General features: G+C 68.0%; 17 protein-coding genes and 1 other RNA gene. 6 read left to right on the top strand and 12 right to left on the bottom strand.

The window, feature by feature from the left end:
- Together KBY78_RS10915 and petN are read right to left on the bottom strand one after the other, a co-directional pair.
- The coding region (locus tag KBY78_RS10915; RefSeq protein ID WP_255143609.1) for a hypothetical protein at nucleotides 1-1,452 on the bottom strand (1,452 nt) is incomplete at its 3' end.
- Between the two features lie 465 nt (nucleotides 1,453-1,917).
- Complete coding sequence (gene petN / locus KBY78_RS10920) at nucleotides 1,918-2,019, bottom strand: cytochrome b6-f complex subunit PetN (protein WP_037980694.1); 102 nt, start codon at nucleotides 2,017-2,019, stop codon at nucleotides 1,918-1,920.
- Between the two features lie 67 nt (nucleotides 2,020-2,086).
- On the opposite strand from petN, the gene clpS reads away from it, so the two are divergent.
- Nucleotides 2,087-2,377: an ATP-dependent Clp protease adapter ClpS gene (clpS, locus tag KBY78_RS10925; protein WP_006171546.1), complete on the top strand. Its 291-nt coding sequence runs from the start codon at nucleotides 2,087-2,089 to the stop codon at nucleotides 2,375-2,377.
- 45 nt (nucleotides 2,378-2,422) lie between these two features.
- Here the strand turns inward: clpS and KBY78_RS10930 are convergent, their stop codons facing one another.
- Nucleotides 2,423-2,653 (bottom strand): hypothetical protein, encoded by a 231-nt coding sequence (locus KBY78_RS10930; RefSeq protein ID WP_255143610.1) that lies wholly within the window; start codon nucleotides 2,651-2,653, stop codon nucleotides 2,423-2,425.
- A 69-nt stretch (nucleotides 2,654-2,722) separates the two neighbouring features.
- On the opposite strand from KBY78_RS10930, the gene KBY78_RS10935 reads away from it, so the two are divergent.
- Nucleotides 2,723-3,004: a DUF2103 domain-containing protein gene (locus KBY78_RS10935; protein ID WP_006171550.1), complete on the top strand. Its 282-nt coding sequence runs from the start codon at nucleotides 2,723-2,725 to the stop codon at nucleotides 3,002-3,004.
- Between the two features lie 2 nt (nucleotides 3,005-3,006).
- Here KBY78_RS10935 and ssrS read toward each other — a convergent pair.
- The 3 genes from ssrS to KBY78_RS10950 all read right to left on the bottom strand — a co-directional run bounded on the left by ssrS (nucleotide 3,007) and on the right by KBY78_RS10950 (nucleotide 5,456).
- Nucleotides 3,007-3,188: non-coding RNA, 6S RNA (gene ssrS, locus KBY78_RS10940), on the bottom strand.
- 6 nt (nucleotides 3,189-3,194) lie between these two features.
- Nucleotides 3,195-4,445, bottom strand: a complete 1,251-nt coding sequence (locus tag KBY78_RS10945) for an ATP-grasp domain-containing protein (protein WP_255143611.1) — start codon at nucleotides 4,443-4,445, stop codon at nucleotides 3,195-3,197.
- 87 nt (nucleotides 4,446-4,532) lie between these two features.
- Nucleotides 4,533-5,456 (bottom strand): carbohydrate ABC transporter permease, encoded by a 924-nt coding sequence (locus tag KBY78_RS10950; protein ID WP_255143612.1) that lies wholly within the window; start codon nucleotides 5,454-5,456, stop codon nucleotides 4,533-4,535.
- A gap of 21 nt (nucleotides 5,457-5,477) precedes the next feature.
- Here KBY78_RS10950 and recQ point away from each other — a divergent pair, with 21 nt between their 5' ends.
- Together recQ and aroB are read left to right on the top strand one after the other, a co-directional pair.
- Nucleotides 5,478-7,322 carry a DNA helicase RecQ gene (recQ, locus tag KBY78_RS10955; protein ID WP_255143613.1) on the top strand — a complete coding sequence of 615 codons (1,845 nt, stop codon included), beginning with the start codon at nucleotides 5,478-5,480 and terminating at the stop codon, nucleotides 7,320-7,322.
- A 32-nt stretch (nucleotides 7,323-7,354) separates the two neighbouring features.
- Nucleotides 7,355-8,470 (top strand): 3-dehydroquinate synthase, encoded by a 1,116-nt coding sequence (aroB, locus tag KBY78_RS10960; protein WP_255143614.1) that lies wholly within the window; start codon nucleotides 7,355-7,357, stop codon nucleotides 8,468-8,470.
- 17 nt (nucleotides 8,471-8,487) lie between these two features.
- Here the strand turns inward: aroB and KBY78_RS10965 are convergent, their stop codons facing one another.
- A complete protein-coding gene (locus tag KBY78_RS10965; RefSeq protein WP_255143615.1) occupies nucleotides 8,488-8,751 on the bottom strand; it encodes a hypothetical protein in 264 nt (87 codons plus the stop codon).
- Between the two features lie 41 nt (nucleotides 8,752-8,792).
- Between KBY78_RS10965 and KBY78_RS10970 the strand changes: the two genes are divergently transcribed.
- Both KBY78_RS10970 and KBY78_RS10975 read left to right on the top strand, forming a co-directional pair.
- Nucleotides 8,793-9,458, top strand: coding sequence for a Fe2+-dependent dioxygenase (locus KBY78_RS10970; protein ID WP_255143616.1), 666 nt, complete (start codon nucleotides 8,793-8,795; stop codon nucleotides 9,456-9,458).
- A 56-nt stretch (nucleotides 9,459-9,514) separates the two neighbouring features.
- The gene (locus KBY78_RS10975) at nucleotides 9,515-9,730 is read left to right on the top strand and encodes a Nif11-like leader peptide family natural product precursor (protein WP_255143617.1); all 216 of its coding nucleotides are present in this window, start codon (nucleotides 9,515-9,517) and stop codon (nucleotides 9,728-9,730) included.
- Nucleotides 9,731-9,946: 216 nt separating this feature from the next.
- On the opposite strand, the gene KBY78_RS10980 is transcribed toward KBY78_RS10975, so the two are convergent.
- The 5 genes from KBY78_RS10980 to KBY78_RS11000 form a co-directional block, all read right to left on the bottom strand.
- Nucleotides 9,947-10,555: a DOMON-like domain-containing protein gene (locus KBY78_RS10980; protein ID WP_255143618.1), complete on the bottom strand. Its 609-nt coding sequence runs from the start codon at nucleotides 10,553-10,555 to the stop codon at nucleotides 9,947-9,949.
- Nucleotides 10,552-11,685 (bottom strand): phosphotransferase enzyme family protein, encoded by a 1,134-nt coding sequence (locus KBY78_RS10985; RefSeq protein WP_255143619.1) that lies wholly within the window; start codon nucleotides 11,683-11,685, stop codon nucleotides 10,552-10,554. The genes KBY78_RS10980 and KBY78_RS10985 overlap by 4 nt, the downstream gene beginning before the upstream one ends.
- Nucleotides 11,678-11,959 carry a hypothetical protein gene (locus KBY78_RS10990; RefSeq protein ID WP_006171565.1) on the bottom strand — a complete coding sequence of 94 codons (282 nt, stop codon included), beginning with the start codon at nucleotides 11,957-11,959 and terminating at the stop codon, nucleotides 11,678-11,680. Before KBY78_RS10990 ends, KBY78_RS10985 begins: the two co-directional genes overlap by 8 nt.
- A 46-nt stretch (nucleotides 11,960-12,005) precedes the next feature.
- A complete protein-coding gene (locus KBY78_RS10995) occupies nucleotides 12,006-12,263 on the bottom strand; it encodes a hypothetical protein (RefSeq protein ID WP_006171566.1) in 258 nt (85 codons plus the stop codon).
- 20 nt (nucleotides 12,264-12,283) lie between these two features.
- Nucleotides 12,284-12,924: lytic transglycosylase domain-containing protein (locus KBY78_RS11000; protein ID WP_255143620.1), on the bottom strand; the 641-nt coding region annotated here is incomplete at its 5' end.

A 12,924-nucleotide genomic window follows, 5' to 3' on the forward strand; every position in this document is an offset into this window, starting at 1 on the left:
GGCTTGGGCAGGTTGGGCCGTGGCCGCAGGTGGCGGAGTGGGAGCCTCCAGCATCAGAGAGCCCCACAGCCACGACAACCCCGCATCGCCACCAGGAGAGGCACCTGGCTTGGGGGCTGCCGCAGGAGCCGACAGGATTTCCAGCTGGGTGGAGCGCCGGGCCACCGCCGGCAGATCAGGGGGCAGCAGCCCAAGGGCGGCGAGGGCATCTGGTCTGGCCCGCAGGCTGAGCCCACCGCCCGCCGGAGGCGTGGCCGCCGCGAAGCGCTCAGCGCCGGGCAGAGCTGCGCCAAGCACGAACAACAACTCCGGGGCGCCACCGGAGGCCGGCACCACCCAGCGCCAGCCTCCCAGGGGGGTGCCGTCATCGCGCAGCCAGAGACTGCTTGGCAATTTGACCTGTACAGCGGTGGCCGACGTTGCCGGCCCGGCGCTCGAAGGGGAGCGCTGGTCGCTCAGGCCCTGGCGCTCCAGAGCCTGGCTCAGGGCCGACAACCAGCGGGTCCAGCCGGAGCGCTCCTGACCCACCGCCAGTTGCAACTCCAGCGACGCCAGGAATGGGCCCTTGGGCTGCGGTCTGAGGCGAAGAAGGAACGGGGTGCTCTGCAGGCGCTCCAGGGCGGCCTGGTCGAGGCCGTAGCGGTCCATCAGCGGTTGCCGGATCACAGCATTGCTGAGCAGGGCGTCGAGGAGCTGATCCAGCCGGGCCCCGGTGACCTCCAGAAGCAGATCGGCAGGCAGGGGCTCGCCGCGGCTTGGGGCGGGCTCCGGCGGCAGCGATGGGGCAGGAGCCACCGAATCGGGCTTGGCGCTGGCCTCCCCCTGCCAGCTGAGGCCGTCGGCCTCCGCACTCACTGTGAGACAGCCCTGCTGGAAGCGCTGCAGCAGCGGGGCGAGATCACCGGAGATCTGAGCCAGGGCGAGCTTGGTCCAGACCACCGCCTGGCGGCTGCGCAACAGGTTGACGCAGCGTTGTTCCAGGCCCCGGGGCGGCCGGGAGGTGCGGCGCAGTTGCTGCTGCAGCGTCTGGTGAGACAGGGGATCGGGAGCGATCACCACCAGATCGTCCACCCGCACGGCACGGGCCGGCAGAGCAGCGCTGGCCTGGGGGCCGAACAGCCGGCCCGGCACCACCAGGTGGGCCGACCCTTCCCGCCCCCAGAACTGCCACCAGGTCCCGCGCTGGCGTGCCCAGAGCCGGGCAGCCGGCTCTGGGCCCAGACGCTCCTGCCAGAGCAGCGGCACCGGCCTGGCATCACCCGACTGGAAGCTCTGAACCAGGGTGGCCACGCCCACCACCCGCTCCAGCCCCTCGGCGTTGGAGCGGGGAAAGCGGTGGAGCTGGCTGGCCGGAGCCAACACCAGCAGAGCGATCACCGCCGAGGTGATCGGCAGGGGCCCCAGACGGGGGGCAGGCGGCAGACCCTTCCAGCGCGGCAGGGAGAGGGTCATGGTTGGGGAGAGGTCATGGCGTACAGCGTGGTGCGTCGCCTTACCGGGCCGCCCAGGTCGTTGCATTCCCAGCGCAGGGCTTTGCTGGCGCCGTCGAGGCCCAGTTTCATCCAGCCGGGATTGAGCCGTGAGCAACAGCATCTCGCTGCGGTCGAGCTGGTTTCTGTCCCAGGACCGTTGCGGCTCCACCAGGGTGAGCAGATGGACGACCCGGTCGGGGCCAGTCCTGGCTCGAGGCGGCCAGGGGTTCTGGACGTGCTGAGGTCACCGTCGCCCGGAGGACAGGCGACTCGAGGGCAGCCGTGAGGGCCGCTTGGCCCGGCGTCGGTCACGCCATTCGACCGCGGAAAGGTAGATCGCCCCGAGCGTGACGAAAACCAGCAACACCGAGGCGGTCAGTGCCAGGACATTGGTGCTGGAGAGGAAAAAGTGAGGCATCCGGGTGTGGAGTGGGCCCTGGGGCGATCAGAAATTGATCGTGCCGTCGCCGTTGCGGCCCCAGACCACCATGGCGATCGAGAAGCTGAACAGGGCAGCCAGGGAAGCCCAGGCGAAGGTGATGAGCATGGGATCGCCCAAGCAACGGTGATCCAGACTTTACCTAGGATGGGGCGGCCACAAACGCAGTCCAACGATGGCAGCTCCGGGAGTCCAGACGATCCCGGCGGGGATCCGGCAACGCCAGCGCTATCCCCATCTCCGGGTCGTTGTGCTCGACGACGACGTCAACACCTTCCAGCACGTGGTGAATTGCCTGGTGCGCTATCTGCCGGGCATGGGACCCGACCGGGCCTGGGAACTGGCCCATCAGATCGACTCCCAGGGTTCTGCCGTGGTCTGGAGCGGGCCGCAGGAGCAGGCCGAGCTTTACCACCAGCAACTCAGCCAGGAGGGCCTGACGATGGCACCTCTGGAGCGGGAGTGATCCCCACGGGGCGGTGGAGACACAAGCGCCGCTTAACACGAGGGCTCAGGCCAGGCCCATGAGGGCATCGTCCTGAGGACAGGCGCTGAGCTCGAGCAGGTTGCGCACCTGCAGTGTCAGGGCACCCCCATCGAACACATAACTGAACACCCGTCCAGAGCAGACCGCCAGGCCACGCACCTGGCGCCGCAGGGGCTGAGCCAGGGTGAGCACCTCAACGGCTTCGCCAAGCTGGCGGCTGAGCTCAAGACTGAGCGATGCGCGTGTGAGGATCACCGTGAACCGGCGTAGGGCTTCATCGTCTTAGCGGGCCTGCCTAGGGTTGGCCAACGGAGAGAAATACCCATGGGCCGGGTGGTGATCACCCATAGCACCTACGTAGAAGGCCTGATCCCGGTGCTCAAGGTCCTGGCCCGGGACGAGGGCATCGACACGATCACCCCGGCCGTGATCAGTCGTGTCAAGGGACACAGCCCACGCCTGCGCCTGCGGGTGTCGGTTCCGATCAACGGGGGCTACAAGCTGCTGGCCCGCCGCGGCAGCTCGGCCCAGGAGGTGTTCGTGCTGACCACCTGGTCAAGGGAGCAGCTCCAGGAACGCCTGGAGCTGCTCTGTCTCGAGGGTTAAGAGGGTGAACCGCTGTGCCGTCTTGCCCCAGTGTTCGACCTGGTAGTACCAGAGGAGCAGTCAAAGCGGGGCTTCGTTTCCGGCAACAAGGCCGGTGTACGTCACCGTCGCGACAGACCACCCACGTCGAAGAGGGAGTCAGATCAGAAACTGTGAAAGGCAGTCACCAACACAGCAGTCCGAGGAAACTCTAAGGGGTACGGGCTGGTGGCAGCGGCCAGATTGCCCGGACCTCAGCCAGCCGCAGGGCTGCCTCCCTGGCCCGCTCAGCCGCACCTGAGGCCTTGAGCTCCAGGGTGATGTGACCCAGCTTGCGCCCGGGCCGGGCCAGACGTTTGCCATACCAGTGCAGGTGGGCGGCTGGAAGGGTCTCCAGGGCCTGGCGTTGCCTGGCGTAGGCCGCCGTGGAGGTCTCGAAACCCAGCAGGTTCACCATCAACGCGCCGCTCAGCGTCATGGAGTTGTCCCCGAGGGGCTGTCCCGAGACGATGCGCACCTGCTGGGCGAACTGGCTGGTGCGACACGCTTCGATCGTGTAGTGGCCGGAGTTGTGCGTGCGCGGGGCGAGCTCGTTGATCAGGAGGCCCGTGCGTCCGTAGAAAAACTCGATCGAAAGCACACCGACGTAATCGAGGGCTGCCAGCAACGAGGCCGCCACGTTGCGGGCGCGGGCCTCCACCGCCTGGGCGGCGGCAGCTGGGGCGAGCACCCAGTCGCAGACCTGATCATGCTGGTGCGTCTCCACCAGGGGGTAGCACTGAACCGCCCCGAGGTGATCGCGGCAGGCCACCAGCGCCAGCTCCTGCTCGAAAGCCACGAACTCCTCCAGCAGCCACAGGCTGGGATCCACCGCCTCGATCAGGGCCTCCAGTTCCGCCTGGCTGCGGATCACCCGGGTGCCGCGGCCGTCGTACCCCCCCCGTACCGCCTTGGCCATCAACGGGAAGTCAAACCCCTGCGGAAGCTGGGGCGGCAGGAGCAGCTCTGGCTCAGCCGCTTCGCCGGCAGGCTCCTCGGCCCCGGCCAACGGCGAATCCTCCAGCTCGGCCGCCGGCGGCGGAGTCAGCAGCTGCTCCAACGGGAACCAGCGCGGCGAGGGGAGGTGCAACCGCTCCAGCAGCTGGCGCTGACGGCGCTTGCAGACCAGATCCGCCAGGGACTCCAGCCGGGGGATGAAGACCACGCCCTCCTGCTCCAGCGCCGCAAGGGCCGCAAGGTCAAGCCACTCGTTCTCGAAACTGATCGCCGTCGCCTTCTGGGCCAGCCGCCGGGTGGCCTCCAGATCCGCCAGCGGCGCCCGCACCACGCTGGTGGCCAGACGGGCGGCGGGATCGGAGAGCTCCGGAGTCTGCACATGCAGCTCGATGCCCAGCTTCCGCGCCGCGGCCGCCAGCATCCAGGCCAGTTGGCCGCCCCCCACCACGCCGATCCTGCCGCCCATCGCTGACCTCCCGGACCACGCGGCGCCAGGGCCACGCGCCAATTCAGAAGCTTGCCATTCCCTCGCCCAACCCCCTCTTGGGCCGCCTCAGCTGAAGCCCTTCTCGCCCACCGCCAGGAAGCGCAGCAGGCTGAAGATCAACACGATCAGGAACAGGGCGAGGCCCACCGTGCAGGCGTAGCTGATCTCCAGCTCGGAGAACGCCTGGTCGTAGACGTAATAGACGAGGGTGCGGGTGGAATCGGCTGGCCCCCCCTGGGTCATCAGGTACACCTCTTCGAACACCTTGGTGGCGGCGATGGCGGAGATCACCCCCACCAGGGTCAGATAGGGCCGCAGCAGGGGCAGGGTGATGTCGAGATGACGGCGCCAGCCCTCGCTGCCATCGAGGGCGGCGGCTTCGTAGAGCTCCGGAGAGATGCCCTGCAGGCCCGAGAGAAAGATCACCATGTAGTAGCCGAGGCCCTTCCAGAGGGTCACGAGCATCACCGCCGGCAGCGCCAGCCAGGGGGTGGTGAGGAAACCGATCGGCGTGAAGGCCTCTCCAAGCCAGGCCGCCAGCCAGCCGTTGATCAGGCCATTTTCGGCGTACAGCCAACGGAAGGCGATGGCCGCCACCACGATCGAGACCAGCACCGGGGTGTAGAAGGCGGCACGGAAGAGGTGGATGCCGGGCACCTGGCGGTTCACCAGGACAGCCAGGGCGAGGGATCCCAGGACGATCGGCGGCACCACTCCGACCAGATAGAGGAAGGTGGTGCCCAGCACCTGCAGGAACACCGGATCGGCCAGGAGCCGCCGGATGTTGGCCAGGCCGATGAAGCGCAGCGGTTCGCTCACATCAAGACCGGTGGCGGTGAAGCTGATCACCAGGGCCATCGCGGCCGGAACCAGCACCGAAACACTCAGCAGCAGCAGCGCCGGCGTCAGAAAGCCCCAGGCCGTGGCGCTGCGCCCCCACCAGGCCAAGCGGCGACGGGACGACGGTGAGGCAGCGGGGGAACCATCCATGGGGCCATTGTGGGACGCACCATGACGAGAGCCAGGGTCGTGCAGAGCAGCTTCAGCGGCAGCGACCCGCTGCGGGTGCTGCGGAAGGTGTTCGGCTACGACCGGTTCCGTGGTCCCCAGGACGCGATCGTGCGGCACGTGATCGCCGGCGGCTCCGGTCTGGTGCTGATGCCCACCGGTGGCGGCAAATCGCTCTGTTATCAGGTGCCGGCCCTCTGCCGGGAGGGCCTGGCGGTGGTGGTCTCGCCCCTGATCGCTCTGATGGACGACCAGGTGCTGGCCCTGCGCCAGGCGGGGGTGAGGGCGGCGGCCCTGCACTCCGGCCTCTCGAGCGAAGCCGTCAGCGTCTTCTGGCGCAGCCTGCTGCGGGGCGAGCTGGATCTGCTCTACGTCTCACCGGAGCGGCTGCTGGCCGGAGATCTGCTCGAGCGTCTGCAGGAGAGGCCCCTGGCCCTGTTTGCCATCGATGAGGCCCACTGCGTCTCCCAGTGGGGCCACGACTTCCGCCCCGAGTATCTGCAGCTGCAGGCCCTGGCCCAGCGCTTCCCGCAGGTTCCCCGGCTGGCCCTCACCGCCACCGCCGATCCCCGCACCCGGGGCGAGATCATTCAGCGCCTGGCGCTGGAGCAGGGTCGGGTGTTCCTGGCCAGCTTCGATCGGCCCAACATCCGCTATCTGCTGCGACCCAAGCAGGAGGCCAAGGAGCAGCTGCTGGCCTTCCTGGAGGAGTTCCGAGGCGAAGCCGGCATCGTTTACGCCCGCTCCCGCAGCCGCGTGGACAGCTTCGCCGCCCTGCTGCAGGCTGCCGGCCACGATGCGGTGGGGTATCACGCCGGAATGGACGCCGGCCAGCGCTCCAGCGCTCTCAGCCGCTTCCGCAACGACAGTGGCGTGGTGGTGGTGGCCACGATCGCCTTCGGCATGGGCATCGACAAACCGGATGTGCGCTTCGTCGCCCATCTGGATCTGCCCAAGAGCCTGGAGGCCTACTACCAGGAAACTGGCCGGGCGGGACGCGACGGCCTTCCGGCCACTGCCTGGATGGTGCACGGGCCGGGGGATGTGCCCCAGCTGCGGCGCTTCATCGAAGACTCCGAGGCCGAGGCCGCCCAGAAGCGGATCGAGCACGGCAAGCTCGACGCCCTGGTGGGCTTCACCGAGGCGCCGGGCTGCCGCCGCCAGGTGCTGCTGGCCCATCTGGGCGAAACGCTGGCTGAGCCCTGCGGCAACTGCGACCGCTGCCTCGAGCCCCAGGTGCTGGAGGACCGGACCGTGGCGGCCCAGAAGGCCCTCTCGGCGGTGTGGCGCACGGGCCAGCGCTTCGGCGCCGCCCACCTCACTGATGTGCTGCTGGGTGCTGACACCGCCCGGGTGCGATCCCTCGGCCACAACAGCCTGAGTGTGTACGGCATCGGCAAGGAGCTGAACCGCGAGCAGTGGCGCACCCTGCTGCGTCAGCTCACCAGCCAGGGCTGGCTGGAGCCGGTGCCCGAGGGCCGCGGCGGGTTGCGCTGGGGGGAGGAGGCGCGGGTCAGGAGCCTGCTGCGGGGAGACCTGAAGCTGGAGCTGCCCGCTGCCCCACCTCGCCAGGAGCGCAGGCGGGCTGCAGCAGCAGCAGCCGCCGCTGAACCTGAAGCCGATGCCAGCCTGATGACGGCGCTCAAGGACTGGCGCCGGGCCCAGGCCCGTGAGCAGGGGGTGCCCCCCTACGTGGTGTTCCACGACCGCACCCTGGCGGAGCTGGCAGCGCGGCGTCCGGCGCGCCTGGCCGACCTGGGGCAGGTAAGCGGCATCGGCGCCGCCAAGCTGAACCGCTACGGCGAGGCGGTGCTGGCTGTGATCGAGGGCTGGCAAGCCCAGACCTAGCCTGACCAGCCTGCCTGCCGCACCGGCCGAAGATGATCCCGCCCCTTTCGATCGAGGTGGCCCTCAGCAGCCAGCCGTACTCGGTGCTGATCGGCAAGGGCAGCCTCGATCAGCTCGGCCCGCTGATCCGCTCCAGCGGAGTGGCGGCCGCCACCAAGGTGCTGGTGGTGACCAACCCGGTGGTGGAGGGCTTCTATGGCCAAAGGGCCCTCGAGAGCCTGCGCCGGGCAGAGCTGGAGCCCAGCCTGCTGGTGCTGGACGCGGGGGAGGATCAGAAAACCCCCGCCAGCGTGGCCCTGATCCATGACGCGGCCCAGGCCCGGCGGCTGGAGCGGAGCTCTCTGATCGTGGCCTTAGGCGGAGGGGTTGTGGGCGACATGGCGGGGTTCGCCGCCGCCACCTGGTTGCGCGGGATCGCGGTGGTGCAGGTGCCCACCACCCTGCTGGCGATGGTGGATGCCTCCATCGGCGGCAAAACCGGGGTGAACCACCCCGGTGGCAAGAACCTGATCGGGGCCTTCCACCAGCCCAGGCTGGTGCTGATCGACCCAAGCACCCTGGTCACGCTGCCGGAGCGGGAATTCCGCGCGGGGATGGCCGAGGTGATCAAGTACGGCGTGATCGGTGATCCCCAGCTGTTCAGCGAGCTGGAAGCCGCCGGCGACCTCTCCAGCCTGGAGGCGGTGGGCGACAGCCTGCTGCAACGGCTGCTGGAGCGTTCCGCGGCGGCCAAGGCCCGCGTGGTGGCCGCCGATGAACGGGAAGGGGGCTTGCGCGCCATCCTCAACTACGGCCACACCCTCGGCCACGTGGTGGAGACCCTCTGCGGCTACGGCACCTACCTGCATGGAGAGGCGGTAGCGCTGGGGATGGTGGCAGCTGGTGAGCTTGCGGTGGCCATGGGCCTCTGGAGCCCAGCCGAGCAGCAACGGCAGTGCGCCCTGATCGCCAAGGCCGGCCTGCCATTGCAGCTGCCACCCCTTGATCCAGAGGCGGTGCTGCTCACCCTTCAGAGCGACAAAAAAGTGAGGAGCGGCCAGGTGCGCTTCGTGCTGCCCAACGCCATCGGCGAGGTGCAGATCCGCAACGACGTGGGGGCTGATCAGATCCTTGAGCTGCTCAGCACACGTGGCGGCGAGCCAGGCTGAGCAGGTGGGCCCCGGCTTCAGCCTTCGCCCCCTTCTCCACCCTCGCCCCCCTCTCCACCGTCCTCGGGCTTCATGCCGTCATGGTTCATGCCGTCGTGGGAGCCCGACTTCTCCTCCGTGCTGGAGGACTCAGCGCCGGGGCTGCTCATCGCCGGCTTTTCCATCGCCGGCTTCTCCATCGCCGGAGAGCTGGGCTTGGGGGTCTCGCTCTGGCCGCAACCGGCCACACCGGCGGCCAGACCAGCCGTGGCCAGGAACAGAGCGAGGCTGGAGCGGTTCATGGGCCGTGACGTTGCAATCCGGCCATTGTTCACCATCCACCATGCGCTTCGTTCTCGAACCTCTTCTCCAGCCTCACCAGGTGGAGGACTGGTGCTTGGCCCTGAGCAGCGAGCACGCCAGCTGGCGCCCTGGGGCTGAAACGGCGGGCTGGCATGCCCGCTCCGTCAAGCGCAACCACCAGCTGGAGCGCGGCAGCCCGTTGCACGCCCAGCTGGCGGAGCAGCTGCAGAGCGCTCTGCTGGCCCACCCCCTGCTGCTGGCCGCCGCGCTGCCGGTGAGTATTCACGGCGTGCTGTTCAGCCGCAGCACCAGGGGCGAGGGCTACGGAAGCCATGTCGACAATGCCTACATGGCCGACGGCCGCTCCGACCTCTCTTTCACCCTGTTCCTCAGTGATCCAGACACCTACAGCGGCGGCGAGCTGGTGCTCGAGGGCCCGGCGGACGAGGAAGCGCTGCGCTGCCCGGCAGGCCATGCCCTGGTGTACCCCAGCACCCAGTTGCACCGGGTGGAGCCGGTGCGTGATGGGGAGCGACTGGTGGCGGTGGGATGGATCCAGAGCCGGGTGCGCCGGGCCGATCAGCGGGAGCTGCTGTTCGAGCTCGACACGGCCAGGCGGGCGATCTTCAAACGCGACGGCAAGGACGAGGTCTTCGATCTGATCAGCCGCAGCTACACCAACCTGCTGCGTCAGTGGGGGGAGTGAGCCCTGCTCCCCAGGGGGAGCCATGCTGGGGAGCCATCGCGCTCGGCCCGCCCGCCATGTCCCAGGAGCAACTCAGGGCCTTCCTCGCCAGGGTTCAGGACGATGGGGAGCTCAGGCGCCAGGTGCTGGGGTCCTCCACCGCCGATGACGTGGCCAGGATCGCCGCATACCTGGGCTTCGATGTCTCCGGAGACGAGCTGCTGCGGGCCTCCGGCAAACGCATCGGCAAGGTGACGATCACCAAGCAGGATATGCCCGGCGAATACAACTGAAGGTCACTTCTGATTACTAAAACGGTATCAATTCTGAAAAATTATTGAATCGGAATTGATCATCATTCTAGATGGAATGTTGAATCGAGATGTTATGGTCAACCTATGTGCGAGAATGTCCCTGGATCGGCATGTCACGATGACGATGCCTTCGGGCAGTAGCGTGGGGTGGTGGTTCACTCTGTGCTCTTCCACCCACCAACACAATCCGGGGACTCAGAGGCGCAGCACCAGCCCATCGCGCCGGTGAAAGTCGGCTTCAGTGCCGGGGTGGGTCACGGCCCAGTAGCTGAGCTGCCCCTGGCGTTGCTCGATCACCGCACAGACCCCAGCCTCAAGGGCTGAAGGGGCGGAGCGAAGGTCATCCGGCAGCGCCCAGGCCAGCTCCAGCTCGATCGAGCCGGGCACTGGCTTGAACTCGAAGGGCAACGCCTGCAGGGAGGGCTCGTTCTCCATCCCCTGGCGGTAGCTGCTGAAGCGGTAAACGTTCCAGTGGCCAGCCGGTGAAAGGTTCACTTCCCGGTACCCAGGCTGCGCCTCCGCGGCCAGGAAGAGCTCGAAACAGGTGCTGCGCCAGAGATCATCGCGGCGCTCGGGCCGGGGTGAGGGCTCAGCCAGCACCACCGACTCAGGATCGCCGCCGAGGCGCAAGCGCAGCTCCAGGGTCCCGCCCCTGCGGCGGATCTGCCCGGTCAGCTCCAGGCCAGTTCCGGGAACGGCAGGACCGGGAGTGATCGGGCCATGCGGCACATCTGCGGATTGAAAGGGTTGCAGGACAAACGACTGCCAGGCCGTCTCAGGCTGCTCTGAGCTGGGTGCCTTCACCGGATCGCCGCCACAACGGCCTCAATGGCGGCCTCCTGCCGCTCGATGCTCTCGGTGAGCTGGAACTGAACCCGGGCCCGCAGCAGGTTATGACCTCTGTAGCGGGTCTTGAAGTAGACATCCCCGGCGAGATGATCCGTGAGGAAGCGCAACCCCAACTCGAAGCTGATCAAGCGAATCGCCACAACGATGTGGTCGTAGTCGGCGGGGGTGAGAAAGGAGCTGGCCACGCTGCCGTATCCCCCAAGCAACGCCTCACAGAGCCTCACATCGAAGTGAACAGCCCTCCAGTCGGCGGCGTCCTCGCCCAGGGGATTGCAGGCCGAGCGCAGGCAGTCGCCAATGTCGTAGTGCACCAGACCTGGTTTGACGGTGTCGAGATCGACGAGGGCGACAGCATGATCGCCCTCCAGGTCGAGCATGACGTTGTTGATCTTCGGATCGCCGTGGATCGGTCGCTGGTGCAGGATCCCGGCCGCCTTGGCCTGCTCGAGCACCGGCACCATGGAGCGGCGCTGCTCCACGAAGGCCAGGCAGTCGCTGAGCTCTGGGTCTGTGGAGGATCCGAGCCTGGCGAGCACCTGATCGAATTGACGCAGATAGCCGGGGGTGATGTGGAACCCCTCCAGGGTGTCGGCCAGGCTCTCCACCGGCAGATCACTGATCAGCCGGTGGAACATGCCCAGGCCGAAGCCGATTTCACGGGCATGGCCGCTGTGGCCGATCCGCTCCAGCGATTGAGCCCGCTCCACATAGCCCAGAGCTCGCCAGAAGCTGGAGCCTTCCCACACCCAGGGGCAGCCATCGGCGCGGGCCTGGTACACCCGAGGCACCTCCCAGCGACGCCCCGCCAGCTCCCTGGGGGGCTCGAGCAGCCGTCTGGCCACATGATTGCTGAAGGCCACCAGGTTGCCCATCACCAGTTCGGGGCTCGTGAACACCTTGGTGTTCACCCGTTGCAGCACAGCGGCTGGCCGGGCCGGTTCCCCCAGCCGCACCAGATAGGTGTCGTTGACATTGCCATGTCCCAGGGGTTCGATGCCGCTGACCGGGCCGCCGAGGTCGAAGCGCTCCGCGATCGCCGTGAGTGCGCCGCTGGCGTCGATTATGGGATGCGCCGGATCACTCATCGGCGGGAATCAGCACGGTGGTCTGCAGGCTGTCGGTGCCGAGGTGGTCGGTGATCACCCAGATGCACAGCCCCTGCCCCAGGTTGTAAACGCTGCGCAGCCGGCCGCATTGGTGGTAGGCCGCCAGGGTGTTGGCCCTGGCATCACGAGCATCGACCTCGCCCCAGTCGCCGCGGCGGTGACGGGCCACCAGGCGCTGCAGCGTTTCCAGATCCAGCCATTCCCGCACCTGTGGACAGACGTGCACGGGGCCGAGCACCAAACGAGCGCTCATCCGACCAGCCCGCCACAGCAAAGGCGGCTACAGCTTGAGCCGATCTTCAAGGGCGGCCGGCATCGGGCGCGGACGCGGATGCCCCCGCCAGGCTCGGCATCACCGCGCTGATCTGACCCACCCCGAGGGCCAGCACCAGGAAGCAGACAACCAACGCCGTGAGGCTGCTCAACGACACCGCCAGGGACTCGACCTCGCTCGCCGCCGAGGACTTCACCACCACTGCCATTGGAATGCCTGCGCTCCCGAAGCCCACCCTGATCGAGAAGCCCCGGCCGGGGATCAAGTCGACAAGCTCCTTCACTCGTTCGGATCATGGCTGCCTCAGCCGCCACGGTTGGCGGCCGGCGGGGCGCTGGCGGGGAAACGCTGGAGTGAGACGGCCACCGGGATGGGTTTGGTCTGGGCGTAGCCCACGGGCAGCCACAGGTCCCCGGCATTGGAGGCAAAGCGGATTTTCCAGTGATAGAGGCCCGTGTAAGCGGCAGGATCCTCGCGCAGCAGAGCGGCGTAGTGGAGAACGGCCTTGCCGTAGTAGTCGCTGTTGTTGTATCCCCAGAGCCCCTTGCGAATGTCCTTCAACCCGCCCCGGCGCACCAGGTAGCGAGCGGCGGCGTGGATGGCGTCGTGGGGATCGCGGATATCCCCCTTGCCGACACCGGGCTGGGCCCAGGTGGTGGGCAGGAACTGCATCGGCCCGCGGGCGTCAGCAACGGAAACCCCATCGATGCGGCCCATTCCCGTTTCCACCAGGTTGACGGCTGCCAGCACTTCCCAGTCGATGCCGGTGGCCGCCGCGGCGCTGCGGTAGTAGCGCAGCAGATTCTCCGCCGGCTCCGGCGCCACGATCCTCCAGGCCGGCAGGGTGGCACTGCCCGGGCCGCGGCGCCGCATGGAGAGGAAGGCACGGCGGGCGCCCAGGTGATGGTCCAGCACGGGGTGCCAGCGGCCAGGAAGGGGGCGCC

Source organism: Synechococcus sp. EJ6-Ellesmere (assembly GCF_024345875.1).
In the GTDB taxonomy this organism is placed as follows: Bacteria; Cyanobacteriota; Cyanobacteriia; order PCC-6307; family Cyanobiaceae; genus Regnicoccus_A; species Regnicoccus_A antarcticus.

What these genes read in the sequence shown, in the direction of transcription:
- petN (WP_037980694.1), bottom strand. Translation starts at nt 2,019, where the DNA reads ATGCTCATCACCTTCGCCTGGGCTTCCCTGGCTGCCCTGTTCAGCTTC.
- clpS (WP_006171546.1), top strand. Translation starts at nt 2,087, where the DNA reads ATGGCAGCTCCGGGAGTCCAGACGATCCCGGCGGGGATCCGGCAACGC.
- KBY78_RS10935 (WP_006171550.1), top strand. Translation starts at nt 2,723, where the DNA reads ATGGGCCGGGTGGTGATCACCCATAGCACCTACGTAGAAGGCCTGATC.
- KBY78_RS10945 (WP_255143611.1), bottom strand. Translation starts at nt 4,445, where the DNA reads ATGGGCGGCAGGATCGGCGTGGTGGGGGGCGGCCAACTGGCCTGGATG.
- KBY78_RS10950 (WP_255143612.1), bottom strand. Translation starts at nt 5,456, where the DNA reads ATGGATGGTTCCCCCGCTGCCTCACCGTCGTCCCGTCGCCGCTTGGCC.
- recQ (WP_255143613.1), top strand. Translation starts at nt 5,478, where the DNA reads ATGACGAGAGCCAGGGTCGTGCAGAGCAGCTTCAGCGGCAGCGACCCG.
- aroB (WP_255143614.1), top strand. Translation starts at nt 7,355, where the DNA reads ATGATCCCGCCCCTTTCGATCGAGGTGGCCCTCAGCAGCCAGCCGTAC.
- KBY78_RS10965 (WP_255143615.1), bottom strand. Translation starts at nt 8,751, where the DNA reads ATGAACCGCTCCAGCCTCGCTCTGTTCCTGGCCACGGCTGGTCTGGCC.
- KBY78_RS10970 (WP_255143616.1), top strand. Translation starts at nt 8,793, where the DNA reads ATGCGCTTCGTTCTCGAACCTCTTCTCCAGCCTCACCAGGTGGAGGAC.
- KBY78_RS10975 (WP_255143617.1), top strand. Translation starts at nt 9,515, where the DNA reads ATGTCCCAGGAGCAACTCAGGGCCTTCCTCGCCAGGGTTCAGGACGAT.
- KBY78_RS10985 (WP_255143619.1), bottom strand. Translation starts at nt 11,685, where the DNA reads ATGAGTGATCCGGCGCATCCCATAATCGACGCCAGCGGCGCACTCACG.
- KBY78_RS10990 (WP_006171565.1), bottom strand. Translation starts at nt 11,959, where the DNA reads ATGAGCGCTCGTTTGGTGCTCGGCCCCGTGCACGTCTGTCCACAGGTG.